17 protein-coding genes are annotated in these 20,284 nt (G+C 51.6%); 11 read left to right on the top strand and 6 right to left on the bottom strand.

Annotation, left to right across the window (positions count from 1 at the left end; all coding sequences use genetic code 11):
* Positions 1 to 1,779 (bottom strand): hypothetical protein, encoded by a 1,779-nt coding sequence (locus ACN0YN_RS04380; RefSeq protein WP_417383770.1) that lies wholly within the window; start codon positions 1,777 to 1,779, stop codon positions 1 to 3.
* Between the two features lie 260 nt (positions 1,780 to 2,039).
* Between ACN0YN_RS04380 and ACN0YN_RS04375 the strand changes: the two genes are divergently transcribed.
* Together ACN0YN_RS04375 and ACN0YN_RS04370 are read left to right on the top strand one after the other, a co-directional pair.
* Entirely contained in the window at positions 2,040 to 2,771 is a 732-nt protein-coding gene (locus tag ACN0YN_RS04375) for a class I SAM-dependent methyltransferase (RefSeq protein ID WP_417383769.1), read from the top strand.
* Positions 2,768 to 3,838, top strand: coding sequence for a glycosyltransferase family 2 protein (locus ACN0YN_RS04370; RefSeq protein ID WP_417383768.1), 1,071 nt, complete (start codon positions 2,768 to 2,770; stop codon positions 3,836 to 3,838). Before ACN0YN_RS04375 ends, ACN0YN_RS04370 begins: the two co-directional genes overlap by 4 nt.
* Before the next feature lie 46 nt (positions 3,839 to 3,884).
* Here ACN0YN_RS04370 and ACN0YN_RS04365 read toward each other — a convergent pair whose 3' ends face one another.
* Positions 3,885 to 5,225 carry a hypothetical protein gene (locus ACN0YN_RS04365; protein WP_417383767.1) on the bottom strand — a complete coding sequence of 447 codons (1,341 nt, stop codon included), beginning with the start codon at positions 5,223 to 5,225 and terminating at the stop codon, positions 3,885 to 3,887.
* A 398-nt stretch (positions 5,226 to 5,623) separates the two neighbouring features.
* Between ACN0YN_RS04365 and ACN0YN_RS04360 the strand changes: the two genes are divergently transcribed.
* From ACN0YN_RS04360 to ACN0YN_RS04345, 4 genes are all read left to right on the top strand, one after another.
* The gene (locus tag ACN0YN_RS04360; protein WP_417383766.1) at positions 5,624 to 8,647 is read left to right on the top strand and encodes a PQQ-binding-like beta-propeller repeat protein; all 3,024 of its coding nucleotides are present in this window, start codon (positions 5,624 to 5,626) and stop codon (positions 8,645 to 8,647) included.
* Between the two features lie 171 nt (positions 8,648 to 8,818).
* Complete coding sequence (locus ACN0YN_RS04355) at positions 8,819 to 9,874, top strand: hypothetical protein (protein WP_417383765.1); 1,056 nt, start codon at positions 8,819 to 8,821, stop codon at positions 9,872 to 9,874.
* 442 nt (positions 9,875 to 10,316) lie between these two features.
* Complete coding sequence (locus ACN0YN_RS04350) at positions 10,317 to 10,523, top strand: Sec-independent protein translocase subunit TatA/TatB (RefSeq protein WP_417383764.1); 207 nt, start codon at positions 10,317 to 10,319, stop codon at positions 10,521 to 10,523.
* Between the two features lie 108 nt (positions 10,524 to 10,631).
* Positions 10,632 to 10,958: a Sec-independent protein translocase subunit TatA/TatB gene (locus tag ACN0YN_RS04345; protein ID WP_417383763.1), complete on the top strand. Its 327-nt coding sequence runs from the start codon at positions 10,632 to 10,634 to the stop codon at positions 10,956 to 10,958.
* Between the two features lie 34 nt (positions 10,959 to 10,992).
* Here ACN0YN_RS04345 and ACN0YN_RS04340 read toward each other — a convergent pair whose 3' ends face one another.
* The 3 genes from ACN0YN_RS04340 to ACN0YN_RS04330 all read right to left on the bottom strand — a co-directional run bounded on the left by ACN0YN_RS04340 (position 10,993) and on the right by ACN0YN_RS04330 (position 14,170).
* Positions 10,993 to 12,636 carry a hypothetical protein gene (locus ACN0YN_RS04340; protein WP_417383762.1) on the bottom strand — a complete coding sequence of 548 codons (1,644 nt, stop codon included), beginning with the start codon at positions 12,634 to 12,636 and terminating at the stop codon, positions 10,993 to 10,995.
* A 348-nt stretch (positions 12,637 to 12,984) separates the two neighbouring features.
* Positions 12,985 to 13,632, bottom strand: a complete 648-nt coding sequence (locus ACN0YN_RS04335; protein WP_417383761.1) for a bifunctional 4-hydroxy-2-oxoglutarate aldolase/2-dehydro-3-deoxy-phosphogluconate aldolase — start codon at positions 13,630 to 13,632, stop codon at positions 12,985 to 12,987.
* Positions 13,633 to 13,684: 52 nt separating this feature from the next.
* Positions 13,685 to 14,170 (bottom strand): hypothetical protein, encoded by a 486-nt coding sequence (locus ACN0YN_RS04330; RefSeq protein ID WP_417383760.1) that lies wholly within the window; start codon positions 14,168 to 14,170, stop codon positions 13,685 to 13,687.
* A gap of 701 nt (positions 14,171 to 14,871) precedes the next feature.
* Between ACN0YN_RS04330 and ACN0YN_RS04325 the strand changes: the two genes are divergently transcribed.
* From ACN0YN_RS04325 to ACN0YN_RS04305, 5 genes are all read left to right on the top strand, one after another.
* A complete protein-coding gene (locus tag ACN0YN_RS04325) occupies positions 14,872 to 15,225 on the top strand; it encodes a hypothetical protein (protein ID WP_417383759.1) in 354 nt (117 codons plus the stop codon).
* A gap of 202 nt (positions 15,226 to 15,427) precedes the next feature.
* On the top strand, positions 15,428 to 16,714 hold the full coding sequence (gene clpX, locus ACN0YN_RS04320) for an ATP-dependent Clp protease ATP-binding subunit ClpX (RefSeq protein WP_417383758.1): 1,287 nt from the start codon (positions 15,428 to 15,430) through the stop codon (positions 16,712 to 16,714).
* A gap of 97 nt (positions 16,715 to 16,811) precedes the next feature.
* Complete coding sequence (locus ACN0YN_RS04315; protein ID WP_417383757.1) at positions 16,812 to 17,354, top strand: FHA domain-containing protein; 543 nt, start codon at positions 16,812 to 16,814, stop codon at positions 17,352 to 17,354.
* A 31-nt stretch (positions 17,355 to 17,385) separates the two neighbouring features.
* Positions 17,386 to 17,772 (top strand): DUF4440 domain-containing protein, encoded by a 387-nt coding sequence (locus ACN0YN_RS04310; protein ID WP_417383756.1) that lies wholly within the window; start codon positions 17,386 to 17,388, stop codon positions 17,770 to 17,772.
* Positions 17,773 to 17,789: 17 nt separating this feature from the next.
* Positions 17,790 to 18,164, top strand: coding sequence for a hypothetical protein (locus ACN0YN_RS04305; protein ID WP_417383755.1), 375 nt, complete (start codon positions 17,790 to 17,792; stop codon positions 18,162 to 18,164).
* A gap of 109 nt (positions 18,165 to 18,273) precedes the next feature.
* On the opposite strand, the gene ACN0YN_RS04300 is transcribed toward ACN0YN_RS04305, so the two are convergent.
* The gene (locus ACN0YN_RS04300) at positions 18,274 to 20,070 is read right to left on the bottom strand and encodes an aspartate kinase (protein WP_417383754.1); all 1,797 of its coding nucleotides are present in this window, start codon (positions 20,068 to 20,070) and stop codon (positions 18,274 to 18,276) included.
* Between the last annotated feature and the right edge of the window lie 214 nt (positions 20,071 to 20,284).

Here is a 20,284-nt window from a genome sequence, read left to right as displayed (position 1 = left end):
TCATTTGTCTGAGACTGAAGCGGATTCGCTTTTCTCTTTCTGCTGTTTTTCTTTCTGCTGTTGCTGTCGACGGGCCAGCGTCTGAACCTGTTCTTCGGTAGGAATGTATCCACTGCCGGTAAATCGACCGAAAGGACGCTGAGCCTGATGCACCAGATAACGGCCTGCCCGAAAGACAACCGGCTGAGACCAGGGATAAGCGCCTTCGAGACTCACTGGATAAGCAGGGGGCGTCAACTGCTTTGCATCCTCTGATTTTGCCAGTGCCGTCTGACGGTCAAACCCACTCTCCAGGAGATCGGTGACAATGAATCTCTGCGGGCTGTCATTGATCGACTTCATCAGTTCCTGACGATGTTTCGGGCAGAAGATCAGGATCGAATCAAAAAATACATATCGGGTCGCAGGTTCAACGGCAAGCTCGGGATACAGGTAAACCAGGGTGCTGTTGTAACAGTGCAGCTCGTGATCTTTCACATTTTGAGCCCGTAAAAATTTCTCCACAGCGGCCAGATCTTCCCAGTCCACTTGAACCATTAAGGCCATTTTCGCCTTGAGATGCAAATCGCTGGAATGGGTTAAACAGGTCTGCCAGAGCGCGATTCGATCCGGTTTGAAATTGGGAAACGAGAGCACTGCCAGGACCGCAAAGCAGGCCATCCCTGTTTTCCAGCCCCAGCTTAACGTCTGTTGCTGAACGCGATTGCCAACATAAACGCCGATCACTGCAATGGCCAGCAGGTGGGAAGGGGGGTGCACATAATCGAACAGATGCTGAAAGGCACAAGACTGAAATAGCCAACCCAGGTACATTAAAGATAACAGCAGCGAGTCACGCTGCACCGTTTCCAGAGGTGATTTACTCTGTTTCCATGTTTTCACACACTGCCAGGTTGTTGACAGAGCCAGCGGAACTGCAATCAGGTGCAGCAGAAACCAGGGATAAAACCGGTATAGAAACTGCGCAAATCGCAACGAATTCCAGCCTGCTTTACGTGATTCCACATACTCCGGATTCCAATCGGTAAATGTATCGTAAAACCATAGCCAGGCCCCCGTCTGCCACATCCAGATGATGCCGGCTGCACCCAGAACCAGACCCCCCAGGAGTAATCCGGAAAAATCCACCAGCGATTTGCGAGGCTGTCTGATTAAGAACAATGAGCCAAACCAGACACACAACGCAGGCACCGCCACGAACGGTTTAATCCAGAACGCCGTCGCCCAGCACAAACCCTCCAGAAATGCCCAGCGCCAGACGGTCGACTTTGAGATTTCAGAGTCCGTCTGCTGGCTTTTAAGAATGCGATCAATCTGCCTCCGTCGTAACCAGAGGGCCGTTAACGCCGGAAACAGAATGATGGTATCGCGCTGAAAGTGACACCATTCCGTAAGCGAAAAATAGAACGCGAACAGCGTGATCCCGATCCAGAGCATGCCAGTCACAGAAATCTGGTTCCGGCGATTCCAGAACATCAGCAGTAACACACTGCCACTGAAGTTAACCAGGTCAACCAGACGCAGGGCATCGGAACTCTTTCCGATGATCGGCCGGATCAACATATGCAGCCACATGATACCCGGCATATTGGTCTCAAACACGTCTTTATATAACGTTCCGCCATTGCGTACCGTCTCTGCCTGCAGATCGTAAAACACAACATCCGTCGCGAGCGGCATCCTTATAAACATTGGTACACACAACGTCAATAATGCGATCAAGACAAACGCAGCAATCCACGCCGAGAGTGTGAACTGTTTGACTGACTGATCTGCCACCGCAATTACTCCACATTTTTACACGTTTTCAACTCAATTTACCCGCCACAGACCAACACTATAGACAGAATAAGCAGCACAGGTAAAATAGATATGTTTTAATTCCGTCATTTTATGCAATTTCGTGGGAATCCTGCGGAGTTGTCCTGATTGCACTGATATCCTGACTATCTCAGTATTTCAGGGCCGCTACTCCTATCCAGCATTGAATTTTCGTCGTTTTAAACACCACCAGACTCCTAGTATCTAAAAGAAATCACGTGGACCCGGGACACCTGTCTGAATTAATTGAACTGGAAGAAAGCTATTGGTGGCATGTCGCCAAACGCAAGCTGGTATCTGATATCCTGCGCAGGGAATTTCCGGCTCCCGGTATTTTAATCGAAGGGGGGATCGGCTCTGCCCGAAATCTTCTCGAATTCAAGCGGATGGGTTATGAGGTCATCGGTTTTGATCTGATGCAGGATTCCGTCGACTATGGTCGTTCGCGTGGATTAACCAATCTCTCTGTTCATGAGTTGAGTCAACCCTGGCCGGTGGCTCCCGCGTCGGCGAAAGTCATTGTGTTACTCGATGTGATGGAACATATGCAGGATCCGGTTCAATTACTGAAAAATGCGGCAGAAGCTCTGTCGAAGGAGGGGGGAATTATCATCACGGTCCCCGCCTATCCGTCCCTCTATTCAAGCTGGGATCGAAAACTGGGACATTACTGCCGTTATACGAAAAAACATTTTTCCCAGAACGTCAAAGAGGCTGGTCTCAAAGTGAAATGGGTAACTCACTGGAATTCGTTTACTCTGCCTGCCGCCATTTTCAGCAGAGGAGCAGAGCGGGTGTTCAATCGAAACCAGGATGAGACACCGCGTTTCACACGGATCCCCAAATTCATCAATCACTGCCTGTTGTCCTGTGCCGGGGTGGAACGTAAGTTGATCCACGCGACAGGAGTCCCCTTTGGACTTTCTCTGATAGGGGTTTTGGTCAAATGAATCACTCGGTACCACCATACGAATCCTCTGAAAGAAAAGAGATCAACTCGCTTTTGATTTCGGTCGTGTTGCCGGTCTTTAACGAGCAGAATGTGTTACCTCAGTTGTTACAGTCTGTGGAAGAATCCCTGCAGTCGATCGGCTGCTGCTACGAGATCATCTTTGTGAATGACGGCTCCACAGACCAGAGTGGTCCGATTCTGAACGATCTGGCAGAACTGAATCGCCGGATCAAGGTCCTGCATTTTGCCAAAAACTTCGGTCATCAGGCCGCGGTGCAGGCTGGTTTACTGCATTCGACCGGCGATGCGATCGTCATTATGGATTCGGATATGCAGGACAGTCCGGCTGCCATTGCTGACTTTGTGGAAGCCTGGCAGTCCGGGTTTGATGTGGTCTACGCCATTCGAACCGAACGCAAAGAGAATGTGATCAAACGCTGGGCCTTTCATACGTTTCATAAGACGTTGAATCTGATTGCGAGTACTTCCATCCCCCGGGATGCCGGAAATTTCGGACTGATTGACCGCAAAGTCGCAATTCAGATTGCCAGACTGAACGATCGCGATCGCTATTTTCCCGGATTACGTTCCTGGGTAGGATTTCGACAGACCGGCGTCGCCGTGGAGCGTCTGGCACGCTACGATAACACGCCTCGTGTTTCATTCATCCATCTCTGCAAGCTGGCGAAAACCGCAATCTTCTCCTTCTCGTTCCTGCCATTGACCATCTTTTACCTGATCGCGGCGCTGTCAGGTATTGTGTGTACGCTGGTTATCAGTTTTGTGCTTTACCATAAACTGTTTACCGGGCTGGCAATCCCCGGCTGGGCTTCAGTGACCATTACCGCTTCCTTTTTCGGTGCCCTCAATGCGCTGGGTATCGGGATTCTGGGGGAATACGTCACAAGGATTTACGACCAGGTCAGAGCCCGTCCCATGTTCATCGTCAACACGAAAACCAACTTTGAATGTCCTGAAGATGAAACGCCCCTCTTGTCGTGCGTTAAAGAGCAGGGAGCCGCTTCGGAAGCCGATCAGGATCAGGAATTCTCACAACAGACCTGAATCAATTCAATACGACCAGCGTGGCATTCCCGGTCTGACAGGGACCTTACTGTGAGGTATGCCTGACGATGTTCCCGGAGTCCTGGAAACGGGAAACCGGTTTTTCATTTGCCTGCTGATTGCGATCCACGTCAGTACTTTGTGTTGTATGCAACAGGCGCGGCCTGAAGACAACCATCAGCAGCATCGGCAGATACCAGAGCAGATAAACGCTTCCCTGCTGTGGATACCAGAGCAGGGTGGCAATGATGATCGCCGTCGTATGCGACATTAAGTGGCCCAGATTTTTTCTGCGAGGCCAGATCGTCAGACAGACGATCAGCAGCACAAAGACCACAAAGACAGGAATTCGATAGGCGGAATCGTAGGCACTCCAGAACCCCGGAATCTGCTGCCCGCCCTGAAACTTGATCACGGACCAGTCGATGGAACCGATGGTCTGCTGAGTGAAAGAAAACCGGTCGACGGACGTCAGAATCAGGCTTCCCAGCAGCACCGCTCCCACCACACTGCCGGAGAGCACAAAACGTTTCAAACCATTCTTCCGGTAAAAACTGGCCCACAAAGGTAGCAGGAAGACCGGGAAGAACATCGCGCCGCAGGCCAGTCCCATAAAGATACCGGAAAGCACCGGCTGCTTATACGTCACGAACGCCCAGACCAGCAGAGCCGCCGGCAGGACGTGGTTCGCCTTACTCACATCGTAGGCAGTACAAGGCAGCAGGAGATACAACAGCGCCATCGCCAGCCCGACCTGGGTATCGGAAAAATGAACTTTCCCGATGATGAACAGTCCCACAATCACAAAGGCATGCGCCAGAATCGCCATGATCCGCGCTGCCAGTGTGGAATGATCCAGGGGCTTACTGGCGCTCGTTACGGGAGCCGATCCCTGGACCACCGCATTCGAAAGTGGCACAACCGGCGCTGCCAGGAGCCTGGCTGTGGGTCCTGCTTCAGGAGGCGACTGCTGTTTTGAGTCCTGCATGCTGAGCAGACTGTCTGCCTGCTTGACGGTCTGAATCGTTTCCGGCGCAGGATTTTCTGTAAACACGCGCACGATGAAAAAAGCAAAGATCGAGATACACAGAAACGCCATCCCGAAACTGTTGAGGTTCTGCTCGCCCCGGGGACGTCGCTGAAAGAAACAGTCAACGCACATCCGAATGACGAACAAACCGGTCCCTGCAAACAGCCAGATATTCCCCAGTACCGGTCGGTCACTTAAAAACAGCAATCCTGGTGAGATGGAAAGCAGCAGCACCAGATCGAGATTGCGCAGCGAGAAGATCCGGTCAAATCGGAAAAAGACCGCCAGAGAGAGCAACAGGGAAAGATAAAACCATGTTGCCTCACTTACATAATAATCAGGTAAGATATGGTTCATACAAGAATACCGCCAGTGATGAGAATCTATCACCAGTCGAATCATTGAGTCTGAGCTTGAAACAGGTCCCCTTGTCATCACTCAAACTTGAGTACCAGCATGAGTTCCGATCTCATTCCTGAGGATGCGGTCAGCATGCCGGGTCAAAATAGCTGCATCTATTGTTCACACATTTTTCATTTTAACCAGCCGATATTTGGAATTTTCTTGAGATCCTCCGCATTTCATTAGTAGAAAACCCCGTTTGTACACACCATGTACAGTCACAACTCGACAGTTGGGGCCGCATTCACAAATTCCCAGCGACATATAAATAAGCTTTGAAATAGGAATCCATTCCTGACATCATACTGTGAAGTGACCTCTCCGCTTCATTCAGACCGCCACGGAGGATGACCATGCCTGTTCGCAAAAACCTATGGTGTTGTACTGTCACATCAATCTGGTTCCTGCTTGCTGCCACTCTGACTGCTGCAGAAAAAGCAGAACCGAAGCAGGAACTCTCGCAGGCAGCAGCTGTCCGCCTGGAAAAGCTGCCGTCACAAAAAGGGATCTGCGTCATCCTCGGGCTGCCGCCAGAAAAGCAGGGCGCTGTCTTAATCGAAATGATTCGCAATTCCGAGTTCCAGATTTTCTTTCAGTCTGATTCAGCGACCGACGTTGCTCTCGTCAGACAACTGGCGGAACAGAATGGCGTGCTCGGCGATCGGATCTTTGCCGAACATGGCCCGTTCCAGTCGCTCGCGCTGGCCAGTAACCTGGCGGATGTCATCATTGTCGAAAAAACGGCAGAGCAGCAGGTTTCACAGACAGAACTCCTGCGTGTCTTACGTCCCGAGGCGATCGCTTATCTCTCGAAACGGGAATTGAAAAAGCCGATTCCCTCCGGCAACGATTACTGGAACCATCCTTACCATCGCCCGGACAACAATCCGCAATCGACCGATCAGAATGCGCGCTCTCCCTACCGAACCCAGTTTCTGGCTGATCCGAAGTTTTCTCCCATGCCCGAAGTTTCCGTCGCAGCGGGCGGCAAAGTCTTCAAAGCGTTTGGACACATCGCTCACAAAGAAAACCAGAACGCCATTCTGAATACGCTGATGTGCATCAACGCATTTAACGGGACCATCCTCTGGAAACGTCCGCTGCCGGAAGGCTTCATGATTCACCGCAACACGATGATCGGCACCGACGACGCCTTGTACATGGCGGACAACGAGTCCTGTAAAATCATCGACAGTGAAACCGGTAAAATTCGCGACGAAATCAAAATCAATAAAGAACTGGCCGACGGCCCTGTCTGGAAATGGATGGGGATGCAGGACGGCGTGCTGTATGCCTTAATCGGAAACGAAGAAGTCAAAGTAGATACACAGAAGTCAGCCCGGCGGGGACTGGGGCACTGGCCGTGGGGGATGTGGAAAGGGCACGACTATTCCGATCCGAAACAGGCCTTTGGCTTCGGGCGCACTTTTGTCGCCATCAACCTGGCTGACCGGAAAATCCTCTGGCATTTCCAGGAAAAAGATTTCATCGACAGCCGCGGCGTCTGCATGAAAAACAATCGCATCTTCTATTATTGCCCGGACAGATTCCTGGGATGCCTCAACGCGGAAACCGGGAAACAACTCTGGAAAAACAATGATGAAAAATTACTGGCGTCCATCGGTTCCAATCAGAAAGCCCAGCATTATGTCACCGGTTACGCGACAACGACCTACCTGAAGTGCAGCGATGACTATCTGTTCTTTGCAGGCCCGCAGCGTCTGCACCTCGTTTCCGCTTCCGCCGCCGATGGCTACATGCTGTGGGAAAAAGAACATGGGAACCTGCAGCTGGTGCTGCGCAATGACGGCATCTACGCTGCCGGTCCCAAAGAGACCGGGATGAAACTGGATTATGCCACCGGAGAAAAGCTGGCATCGTTACCCACACGTCGTGCCTGCACCAGAGCCACAGGCAGCGTCGACAGTATTTTCTTTCGCACACGCGGCGGCACGGTCCGACTGGAAACAGCCACGGACACTGCACAACACATCGCTCCCATGCGGCCCCCCTGTCAGGACGGCGTCATCGTCTCCAACGGCCTGCTGTACTGGGGCCCCTGGATGTGCGGCTGTGAATTGTCCCTTTACGGGCACATCTGCCTGGGACCGGAAAAAAATTCTGCTGCGTCTGCCCGGGACATTCCGCCACGTCGTACCGTTTTTACCGACCAGCTCGATTCCGTAGAACCGCTGGCGGATCGCTCCACCGCCTGGCCTGCTTTTCGCGGAGATGCGCATCAGTCTTCGACAACGAACATCGCCATCCCGAAAAACAGCCACTCCGCCTGGTCAACTCAGGTGACAAAGTCAGCTTTGCTGACGGCTCCCGTGATCGCAGGGAACAGGATCTTCCTCGCTGACCGCAGTGGTGTGATCTATGCCTATGACCTGCAGGGAAAACTGATCTGGAAACAATACACGGGGGGTGCAATCTATTACCCGCCCACAGTCAGCAAAGACCGTCTTTATGCAGGTTCAGCCGATGGTAAAGTCTACGCGTTCGCCGCAAAGACAGGACAGCCGCTCTGGTCATTTCGCGTCGCCCCCGAACAACGCTGGATTCCCGTGTATGGAAAGCTGATCTCAACCTGGCCCGTCGCCGGGGGCGTCGTCGTTCATGACGATACGCTCTATGCCGCTGCCGGGATCGCTCATTTCGACGGCACACATCTGGTCGCCTTAAATTCCATTACGGGAGAACTCAAACAGGAAAACAATACTTCAGGCGTCTTATCCCCCACCGTCAACAGCGGAATCAGCCTGCAGGGCAGCCTGTATATCGATGAAGGCGAACTTCGCTTTCTGGCAGGGGGCGTCTATGAAATCGCCCGTTATGATCTGCAGACATTGAAGTGTCTGAATACGCCTCGCACCGAGGTGCAATCGCAGTACCGGACCGCTTTCTATCCCTATTACCCTGAGTACGGAAAATATCTCTCGATCGAACATACACTGGCAGACCGACGGGAACTGGTGCACGATGCCAGTTATGAAGGCAGCGTGTTTACCAACCTGACTTTGAAAGAAGCGTTGCCTCCCGGGGCTCCCAAAGAGAAAAAAGAGGTCGCCCGCTGGCTCAGTATGCGTGCCCGACGCACAGGCGAAACCTTCAAACGCAAGAATCTCTGGGAAGATCAGCAACAGCGTCGGTTTACCAGTTTCATCATCTCCCCGGATGTGCTGCTGACCGCCGGCCATCCTGACGAACAACCGGAGGCGCCCTTCCTGACCGCCATCGATATTGAACAGGGAACCGATCTCTGGTCGCATGCCTTGCCTGCGCTGGCAGTGAAGGGGGGAACAGCAATCAACGCCGATGGCAGCATTGTCGTCTCGCTGGAGAATGGACAACTCCTCTGCTTCCAGGCAGATTAAAACAGTGTCAATCAGGCAGCCTGACTTTCCGTTTCACTGAAAATCCGTTAGTTTAAGCGGAAGCACAGCAAATCTGCACGCACGCATCTCACTCCTCAATCAGGGTTGTGCGCAGCAGTTCTGCTGTTCCGATCAAAACTGAATTGTCTCATTCTCAGAAGCTGAATTGTCATGACTGCGACTGTAAAACTATATCTGCCCCACCAGGTGCTGGACTCATTGAACTGCCCGACGGAAAGTTCCTCAATCCACGTGGGAGAACTCGAACAGGCTTCCCCCGCATCCCTGTCGCAAGCAGAGCTGGTTTCCCTCTTCGAAAATACAACAGAAGACTATCTCGGGTTTGTCGATGCTCCCCAGTTGAGTCAGGCCGACCTGGACCAGCTATTGAACCTCGATCCGAGTCAGCTGCGGGCAGGCGTCGCTCTGCTCCCGTTCTCTGCTGCCGAACCACTGATCCAGGTTTACCAGATCCTGCCTCCCCTGGCGGCCGCTTTATCGATGAATCCGCTTTCGCACGCCGTCCTGCTGATCCGCAAAGCAGACTTTCTCAGCCTGAAGGATCTGCCGGACTCTCCGGAACCGATCTGGCAGACGTTGATTCTACTGGCAAAACAGAAAGTTCCCGTTGAGCTTATTGAGTTAGAAAACCCGCTCACTATCAAAAGCCCGTTTGAGAGCAGTCTCCCGGAACTCGCTCCCGCTCTGCCGGGAAGAGACAGAAAATGGCTGCTGAATCTGCTCCGCGGTTATGATCCCCGGCAGGACCTGACTACAATCGAATCTTCTCCAGACGCGACGGCACTCAAAGCCGGTCTGCTCTGTCTGCACGATTATCTTGATGAGAGTCATGAATACTCACAGTCGGTCCAAAGCCAGGGCAGACACCGCGCAGGCGATTACTGGCATCACATCATGCACCGTCGCGAACCCGATTACTCCAATGCCAAGTATTGGAGCAGGGCGGTGGGCTACCATCCATTACACGACGAACTGCCGACCGCCGTCGCGCCTCTGTTTGAACGCTATGCGGGCATCGCTCATGTCGCCTCCTGGCAATCCCGGTTAGTCCAGAATAAACGCTGGCTGCTGAATGCCTTTGTCGACTGCTGTCAGGAATGTGAAACCACCGCCGATCCCGAACTGAATGCCTTTGCGAAACAGGTTCAATGGCTGGAAATGCTGCTGTTATTGCAGAAAACATCCCTTGATGCTGTAAGCAGTTAAGTCAAACCCGGATTTTCGGACTTTGTTCCGCTCCTGACGCCGGTGGAAATCATTTTTACAGGCACGATTGCCGGTCAGAATCGAAATTCACCCGAATTGGGACGTTAAATTCTGTTGACAGCCGCGTTTGCGAGGTTATGATTTAATTACTTACCGCTCAATCCTCCTGCGACTCCTGCGGGCAAACCGAGTGGATATCCATCCATGGGATCTCCTCCGAGAACTATTTTCGCAGGTGCCATCATACAGGAATGACAACCTCCCTACTGGTCTTTTCCTCAGCGCCAGCAGAGCATGCCTGATTGAATCATCCCATTTACGCTGGTGTTCATTTTCGGTGAAGCTTTCGTCTGTTACCATTTCACCGAACGAACCTGATTACTCCACTAAATAACGTAATCGTCGACTCGACTGATTCATAGAAGTTAACGGGACTCAAAGTATGTTTGGTTTTCCAGGCTGGCTCGAAATCGCCATTATTTTAGGGATCATTCTGCTCCTGTTTGGTAAGCGATTGCCCGGAGTCATGAATTCGCTGGGTCGAAGTATCGTCGAATTCAAGAAGGGCACACAAGAAGGTGCCGATGACGCAGAAGATTCATCCCGTATTCAGTCACAGGACTCCAAACAGGATAACCCACCCGGTTAAACTGATACTGGTAAAACTCGTTTCGCCCTTAACCATAAGATCCCAGGATCAGGGGGAATCAACTGATGTTTTCCCCTCAATACCTTAGTCATAAAAAGAGGTAAGCAAATGTTTCAGACAATCACACACATCACACCTGTTCCTGCTATGTTCGGGATGCCCGGCGGCTATGAAATGATCATCGTCGGCATCATTGCACTGCTGCTGTTTGGTAAGCGTTTACCGGAAGTCGCACGCAGTCTGGGGAAAGGAATTGTCGAATTCAAAAAGGGCGTCAGTGGCATTGAAGACGAAGTGAATCAGGCATCCTATTCACATTCTCAGCCTGAAACTCCACGACCGACTCCTTCAGAACGGTCTGATGATTTCACCGCCCCCAAGTTTGAAGTTCCCAGCTCTGAACCCAAAGCGGAAGAAAAATCAGAACAGGCCTGAGCTTCCAGGCGTCTCTTCATCTGACTGATCAGACTTAATAGGGAGACGCCTTGCTCAATACTTCCACGTCAACGATTCTTCCGGATGGCTTGGTCAGATCCAGGATAATCGGCTGTGGTGTGACCTCCTGTGAGATATTGCCGGCGGCATCGCGGGCTATCACCTGGAGATAGAATTTCGAAGGGTTGCCTGGTCGAACAGACCAGGTAAACCGTCCCTGATCTTCCTGCCAGTCAACGATGGGCTCCCAGGGGCCCCCCGGTTGCGTTGAGAAATTGATGGCAATCGGCTTCTCTGCCGGGTTCTGATCACTCATGGCCCAGGAGATCGTCACCTTATTTGCTTCTCCGCCCAGTCCCTGCACGACAGGATTTAACTTCAGGGCAGGTGCCGTCCGGTCAACGACGATCACCACATCGGGCTTCTCACCAGACTTGGGTAACGCATCCGCCAGCCCGACGCCACTTCGTACACGCAGGGAGAATCCGTAGATCCCGTCGTGAGGCACTTCAACATGGAAGGGGCTCTTTTTGTCCGGGTCTTCGCCGTACTTGTACCACTTCTGGCCGTTGTCTTCTGTGATGTAGAGCTCAACCGCACCAATCCCCGAGGGTCCGACTTCATCGACTTCGAAACCGATCTGGAATTGCGTTCCATTCAGCACCTGCTTGCGTTCTGTGGCCCAGTTTTGGGCGGCTGGCTGTGGATAACGGTTTTTGGCATAATTCGGACGTTTCTCCGGATCGTCGGCCACAAAATGATTTTTGACCTGCCCCTGGTTGGACTGCATTCCCGGATCGACCTGATCGAATCGCTTTTGCTGAGGAAAGACGCTGGGAAGCTGACGATTTGCCAATGGTGTCTGCGCGTCAAAACCATGAGGCTGTGCAGGTTGAGTATTTGTATTGTCACCCGCATAAGGTGCGAGCGTTGCCGGCTCGGATTGTGTCAGACTGTTATCGGGTAAGGTTCCCTGAGCAATGGGCTGATTAAAGTCGGGAAGATCCTGCTTGGGTTTGGGAAGCGTACGACTGGCAGCCGCAACGACCCGAATCTGTTTCTGGCTGCTGCCGGTATTATCTGCTTTGTCCTTGATGACACCTCGCACAGAGACCACACCACCTTGTGAAATCGACCAGGTTGTCTGCCCTTTTCCGTGAGGGGCCACAATCACACGCTGCCAGTTCTGGCTGCCATTCTGAGCGTATTCCAAAACCAGTTTCGTGGGATCCAGGTTCTGATCTTCTGCATTCCAGATCAGTTGCACTTTCCCCGGAGAGACCTGTCGCAGATCCAGATCCAGCCGCGGAGGAGTCGTGTCGATCACCACCCGTAAACCAGGTTCGAAGACGCGACCGGACGGATGCAGCTGGTTCTGGGAATCCAGAGTTCGCACGGAGAACCAGTACTCTCCATCCTGGGTGGCTTCAAAAGGAAATTTGCGCGTTGAGGGAGAAACGGACTGCAGGTGATTCCAGGTCACACCGCGGTCAGTAGAGACATACAGCCTGATTTCCCGTGCACCAAGTCGATCGATTTCAGCCTGATCGTAATGGTAAGGAATGCGAAACTGGGTTTTACTGGTATAGACGGGAGCAGAAGGTGCAGCAGCCGAAGCGGAATTCGATTGAAGTCCTACAACCAAGCAACTGACTACCAGTAATGTAAATAGTCTCATGCCAATGCACCTCCCTGTCTGAAGATCACTTTCTCTCGTGATCCCGACCTGGAGTCCCTCCTGAGAAGTTGTGAATTTTGCTAACAGTCAATTCACCGGGCACAAAGCATGTATTTGGGTTCCTGCCAGAGCATCTCAATACGAACAGAAGTGAAGTCAAACTGCATGAGACACAACACAGGGAAATACGCGCACTGGTAAACCGAAGATTGACTATCTACGCATATCGTCCATTCGGTTCGTAGGACTTGAGACGATCTTCCGGGTTAAAGCAGAAGCGCAACAGGAGAAAACACGAGGAAATCTTCCTGTTGTACAGGGAAAGCCCTCGGAGTCAGATCAGGGGTTTTACCCCTTGCGCAGTTCTTTAATCTTACCCATATACTCGGCTGTCAGTTTCTGAATGCCGTCCAGATCACCCGATTCCACCATTTGCTTTGTTACCAGTGAACTTCCCAGACCCACAGCACAGGCGCCTGCTTTCAGATACGCGGGCAGGGTTTCCAGATCAACGCCTCCGGTCGGCATCAGCGGGATCTGGGGCAGGGGGCCGTGCAACGCTTTCAGATATTCGGGCCCGCCCACAAACGCTGGAAAGACTTTGATGATATCTGCACCGGCTTCCCAGGCCGTTAATACTTCTGTCGGAGTGAAGGCCCCCGTCATGATCAGTTTGTCATACCGGTTGCACAAATCGATGACATCGGTGTTGACGGTGGGAGTCACAATGAACTCTGCACCGGCAAGAATTGCCGCACGGGCCGTCTCTGTATCAAGAACGGTTCCCGCTCCCAGCAGAATCTGATCCCCCAGTTCGCGTTTTACCTGGGCCAGAATATCCAGCACGCCAGGCACGGTGAACGTCACTTCGATCACATCTAGACCGCCAGCATAAATCGCCTTTGAAACATCGACCAGTAATTCTCCGGACTGGGCACGAATAATAGCGACTGCACCACGATCCAGAACCTGCGTTAAATCTGTATGACGACTCATCTGCTGTTTACCTTAATTTATGGGATGTTTTTCAGGGAGGGAGACTGATTGATCAGGCTTGAAATGAAAACTGCTCGGCAAATTCCAGAATCCAGAGGTCCATCAGGTCCTCAAAGGATTGCATGTCCGCTTCCGCAATAAACTGATAATGGGAACGGTTATAGATCTCTTTATTTCGAATCGTTGCTTTCGCCACCAGTTCGAGGATATGTGTCTCTGTGAAAGGCCGGACAATCATTTCCAGACGGCTATAGAGAGTCTGTGCTTTGCGCCCTGTTGTCAGACTCACATCATCTCGCGTAATTTTCGAACCCCAGCCTTCTTCTCCCATCAGAGTATTAAACTGAAATCCGGGAAAGTGGTCGGCCAGTTTTCTCAGGCAACTGTCGATGTGTTCCGTTAATTCCAGGCGATATTTCAAATGAAGATTCCGGAATTCCTCCTCGGACATTTTTTTACCGACTTCCTGCCGAATTTCTTCATCTTTGGCGGCACGCCCTTTGTTAATGGCATGCTGAAGGCGTTTCTCAAAGTCCATTCAAATCCTCAAATTCTATCGATCTGTATAAAAACATCAGCCTGACCGGCTGTCAGTTCAACCTGAAACTGCAATTAATGTCTGATTTGGGAGTCGATCATAAAATTGAACCGTTCAGGATGCAATGCAAGCAGTCCGTTGGCCTCACAGGCCCTTTGACGCTGCTTCCCTGATGACGTCAGCGCGATCAGAATCCCGGCAACAGGTTATTCTCCCATGCCGGTCGAAATCAGTCAAATCACAATTCACATTATACTTACGGTAAGTTCGACAATGTAATTGTTACGATTTCCTCTGACTTCCCGAGCAACTGACTGACTTCGAGTTGGAACCGTCGAATAGAATCTGAAAAACACTCAGTCTGGCAGACCTCCGCTGTTTTGCACGCTTCGTACTGAAATAGTAGTGAATTTCAGCCTGAACGAGTGGATTTGCGGGCCTGTGATCCGTCATTCCCAGTAATCCTATTTCTTTTTCTTGTCGTAAATTGACCATTTTGGGCGCGTGAAATGCTTATTCTCGCATATACTGATACTGATCTGAGATACGAGCGGGCTTGCCTCGTTTAGATTTGTCACCAATAATAAGACAGTCTGCAGATTCAAGCATGGCTCCCGAATGACAGGCGACTGTTCCTGCATCACATTTTGAGGTTGGTATTTAGGAAAGGCAGGAAGACCTTGCTCTCTGCCTGAATTGAAGTGATTGTTTATTTTTTAACTCTGGGAAATCAGGCTGGTAAGCAAAAGCTGTTCAAGGAACTTCTGGGCGATCACCTCGTTGGATGGATCCTGACAGCCTTTATTGTCAGTTTTTTGATTTGGTTGATCGTATGGATCGTAGGACGTTTTCGGGAAAATGAGGATCGTCATGTGGATGCTCGTGAATTACTTATGCAATTCGCAGAAATGCAGCGAGAAGGTGACCTTACCGACGACGAATTCCGATCCATCAAAAAGCGACTCGTTGCTCCAGCCAATCAGGGTCTGGATAAGGACGCTGTTGACGCAAATTCTGATCAGGCTGAAATTAACAGTCAGTCAGATCAGGAATAACTGTCGGCGGTACTTCTTAATGCAAATAGAAATAGATCACATTTTTTATCCGATAACTGCCTCTTATTAAATCAGTATTGATTCTAATCAGGGATCCATTTCAAAAGTTATATATACCTATCGAGTGATTTGCACGGAGGCAGAATCAAAACTCACTGGACGTTGATCGCCATAATTTAGTTGACACCGTTGAAGGGAAGCTATGCCCACCGGACGAGATATCACCTCTGGAAAACGTAATTCTTCTGGGAAGAAAAACGCGAACTGTTCTTTTTGCAGAAAAAGCTACCGTGAAGTCGGCCCCCTGGTTGAGGGTCCCGATAACGCTTATATCTGTGGCGAATGTATTGAAGTATGCCAATCCATTCTGGAGCAGGAGCACCGTCGCAGAGGAACCACCAAAAAACTGTTCAAAAATGTTCCCACTCCGCGGGAAATTGTGACACACCTGAATGAGTATGTGATTGGTCAGGAACGGGCCAAGAAAGTCATGGCGGTTGCCGTTCACAATCACTACAAACGACTGATGCACTCTGAAGAAGAAGGCTCAGACGTTGAACTCGATAAATCCAACATCCTGCTGATCGGTCCGACCGGATCCGGCAAGACACTGCTGGCAAAAAGTCTGGCCCGCTACCTGCAGGTTCCGTTTGCCATCGGGGATGCCACCACGTTAACCGAAGCCGGTTATGTGGGTGAAGACGTTGAAAACCTGCTGCTCAAGCTTCTGCATGCAGCCGATTTCGATGTTGAAGCAGCCCAGCGCGGTATTTTATTCATCGACGAAATTGACAAGATTGGCAAAACCAGCCAGAACGTTTCCATTACCCGGGATGTTTCCGGCGAAGGCGTTCAGCAGGCATTGCTGAAAATGCTGGAAGGGACCGTAGCGAATGTGCCACCACAAGGCGGTCGCAAACATCCCGAGCAGCAGTACATTCAACTCGACACCAGTAACATCCTCTTTATCTGTGGCGGTACCTTTGTGGGACTGGAAGATATTGTCGGAAAACGACTGGGCCGTAAGACGATTGGTTTCGGACAGAACAATCAGCAGAAGAAGGTGCAGGAGCAGTCGAAAAATGACCTGCTGGCACAGGCATCCGTGGATGACGTGCTGGAATTCGGTCTGATTCCGGAACTCCTGGGACGACTCCCCGTACTTTCATCTCTCTGCCAGCTCGGCGAGAATGACCTCGTGCGTGTTCTGACCGAACCCAAGAACTCCCTCGTCAGGCAGTTCCAGAAATTCTTCGAAATGGAGAAGGCCGAACTCGAATTCACCGACGGTGCTCTGCACGAAATCGCCCGTATTGCTCAGAAGAAAAATACGGGAGCCCGTGGCTTACGCAGCGTCATTGAACAGGCCATGTTTGATATCATGTATGAACTTCCCGAACAGGAAGCCGGTAAGAAATATGTAGTTACGCCGGAAATCATCCAGGGTACTGAACAACTTTTCCCGAAAGATGACTCCGCAGCCGCATAGACTTGTGTCTGCAGGAGGCCTATAATTCACTGAAGAAACTATAAATCTCCCGCCGGAGCCTTACTTCGGCGGGTTTTCTTATGTGTATGGTAGAGTCATGAAAATTCGTTTGAGTGTTCAAAGTTCATCATCTAAAACCAAAACCATGACGCTCACGAAAACGACTTTGATCGGCCGAGCTGCGGACTGCGATATCAAGCTGAAGTCCGATCTCGTCAGCCGTCACCACTGCAAAATTTTCCTGACTGGTTCCGTGGCGCTGGTTCATGACCTGGGCAGCTCAAACGGCACCTTCATTGATGGTCAGAAGCTGACTCCCAAACGGGATACGAAGTTAATCCCGGGCAGTGTCTTATCTGTCGCAGACGTCAACTTTCAGGTCGACTACGATCCGCAGGTTTTCGTCGACGTCGGTTCGACAATCAACCTCAAGACACTGGAAGGAATCCTGCCCGAGAACACGCTGACTTCAGTCTCCGACGATGTCCGCGCCCTGGACATTCCCTTACCAGAGAACCAGCAGAAATCGAGTGAAACAGCAACCATCGATGAGTACGTACCAGATCAGAGTTCTTCAGAAAATAAGAAGACCATTCAATTTCCAGAAATTGAATTAACGGATAAAATGGACCGGAACTGAATTCGATTCATCCATTTCTGAAAGCCTCATCATGTCTGACAATGACGTACAAGAGTTATTAAAACTCAGTAAGCAACTGCTGGATTCCATAGACCATAAAGACTGGAACACCTACACCAGTCTCTGTGATGAAGAGCTGACCGCCTTTGAACCGGAAGCCCGGGGCCACCTGATTGCCGGGATGGACTTTCACCGCTTCTACTTTGATATGAACCCCACAGGCCGCCCGCGACAGTCGACCATCAGCTCGCCTATGGTCTCCATCATGGGAGAAGTGGCCCTCATCACCTATGTCCGTATCGTCCAGGCCATTGATGAGCATGGTCACGATTCCACTGCGGCCTGTGAAGAAACCCGTATCTGGCAGAAACAGGATGGCGAATGGCAGCATGTCCATTTCCATCGATCTGCCATCTGAAAACACAGGTACCTGTTATGACCAAACCTGCTTCCCAGGTATTGATTCTCTGTTCGGACATCATGTTTTCCAGCCAGATTACCGGCGCTGCCAGACAGCTGGAATACTCCTTCTGCACCGTACTCAGTACGCGTCAGGCACTGGCACAACTGGATGACTCCATCCGCCAGGTGCTGCTGGTGGATCTCAACCAGCCCTCATTGAACTGGGAACAACTGAAAACGATCCACGAGGAACATCCCGATCTCATCAGTGTCGCTTTCGGACCGCACGTGGATGTGGAAAAACTGGAAGCAGCCCGGGAAGCGGGTTGCTCCGAAGTCATGCCACGCAGCAGATTCTCTGCACAGCTCCCTCAGATTCTGCAGTCTGCTCTCTCTGAGGAAGCGTGAGTTGCCTGAGAACGCATCGCACTTAATAATAGCGTCGCTCAATCTAATCTACTCGGGCCAAACAGCCCTGGAAACGCTACAGTAAAACTGGACACAGTCTAGACTCAGTCTAGGCGAGGTGGAACTTCTGCAGGAGCCCGCGGTAAGCCGGTTCCCCTTGTTCATGATCGACAACAGCACTGATGCGGGTTTCGCTGGTGTTGATCATCTGAATGTTGATGCCAGCTTCTGCCAGCGCGCTGAACATGGACTGTCCTACGCCTGTATGACTGCGTAAGCCAATGCCGACAACGGACAGTTTGGAAATTTCCGCTTCGTGGCTCAACTCGGCAGCGCCCCATTCTTTCAACAGGGGAGTGACCAGTTCCAGGCTTTTTTCCAGGGAAGTCCGGGGGACGGTGAACGACAGATGTGCCTGCTCGTTTTCTCCCATATTCTGCACGATCATATCGACCGAAACGCCCCCCTCGGCAACAACCGAGAACAGACGCGAACAGATGCCGGGACTGTCGGGCAGGTTACGAACCGTCACGCGGGACTGACTCTGATCCAGCAGGACTTCACTGACAACAATGTCTTCCATGTGAGACAGCTGATTGACAATATCCTGCTCCAGCGAAGTCGATCCCTGGGCGGCACCGCCTGTCTGCTCTCCCTCAGCCAGTAGTTCATTGGTCGCGAAGGAATAACTGGGAAGCTGATTCAACTCGAACCCGTTATGAATCACCTGGACCGCTTTTTCACACTGATCACGATCGACAAGCACCGTGACTTTGATCTCGCTCGTCGTAATCATGCCCACGTTGATGTCAGCTCCCGCCAGAATTTCAAACATGCGACTGGCAACGCCGTAATGGTTCCGCATGCCACAGCCTACGATCGAAACCTTAGAGAGGTTCGTACCATGCTGAATTTTACCCGCGCCGATCACCTCAATCGCTTCCGCTGCTGCCGTCAATGTTTCCGCCAGATCAGACTGCGGCACGGTAAAGGAAACGCGGGCCAGACCTGCGGTTCCCACATCCTGCACAATCATGTCCAGGCAGATCTTACGCTCGGCCATCCGCGTGAAGATACTCCCCATGATCCCCGGTTCGTCAGGAATATCGGTCAGACTGACGCGCACTTCATCCCGCACAAAAGCCACCCCGGTCACCACGGGAGCGTCTGGCAGAGGCTGAACGGCAATCAGAGTTCCTTCGCCATCGGAAAACGAAGGTCGCACTTTCAGAGGCACTCTGTATTTTTTTGCGAATTCAATCGACCGGGAATGCATCACGCCGGCACCCAGGCTGGCCAGTTCCAGCATCTCGTCATAGGAGATACTGTCGATCTTGTGTGCTTCCGGAACGATGCGAGGGTCCGTCGTAAACACGCCTTCCACGTCGGTATAGATTTCACACATGTCCGCTTCCAGCACGGCTGCCAGGGCTGTCGCCGTCGTATCACTGCCACCTCGGCCCAGGGTTGTGATATTCCAGTCCTTGTCGCGTCCCTGGAATCCCGCGGCGATCACGATCTTGCCTTCGTTCAGGGCAGTTCTCATCCGTTCGGTGGAGATCGAAATAATCCGGGCTTTGGTGTGCGAGGAATCGGTCACGACCCCGATTTGAGATCCTGTCAGACTGATCGCTTCGACTCCCAGCTTGTGCAACGCCATCGCCATCAAGGCCACGGATTCCTGTTCGCCCGTCGAGAGCAGCATGTCCATCTCGCGCGGAGTAGGGTGGTCCGTAATTTCTGCAGCCAGCCCGACCAGTTCATCGGTTTTTTTGCCGCGCGCACTGACGACCATCACAACCTGATGCCCCGCCTGCTGCATTTCGGTTGCCCGACGTGCCGCTGCGAGGATCTTGCTGGTATCTGCTACACTCGTTCCACCAAACTTCTGGACAATGAGCGACACTTCTTTTCTCCATTTCTCTGCAATTGAATAAACTAGACTATGTCCAGTTTTACTGTAGCGTCTCCAGGTCCATTTGGACCGAGTATATTAGACTGACAGACGCTATGGTTAAATGTAATGCGCTATAGGTACTGATATCACTGACCGGCGGTCGCAGATTTTAACTGAACCTGACGCATTCGGTCCCGTTATGTCTGTGAATCAGAGAATGGGA

Source organism: Gimesia sp. (assembly GCF_048260065.1).
Taxonomy (GTDB): domain Bacteria; phylum Planctomycetota; class Planctomycetia; order Planctomycetales; family Planctomycetaceae; genus Gimesia.
The sequence above is the reverse complement of the archived record's forward strand: the minus strand, read 5'-3'. Positions and strand labels throughout refer to the sequence as shown.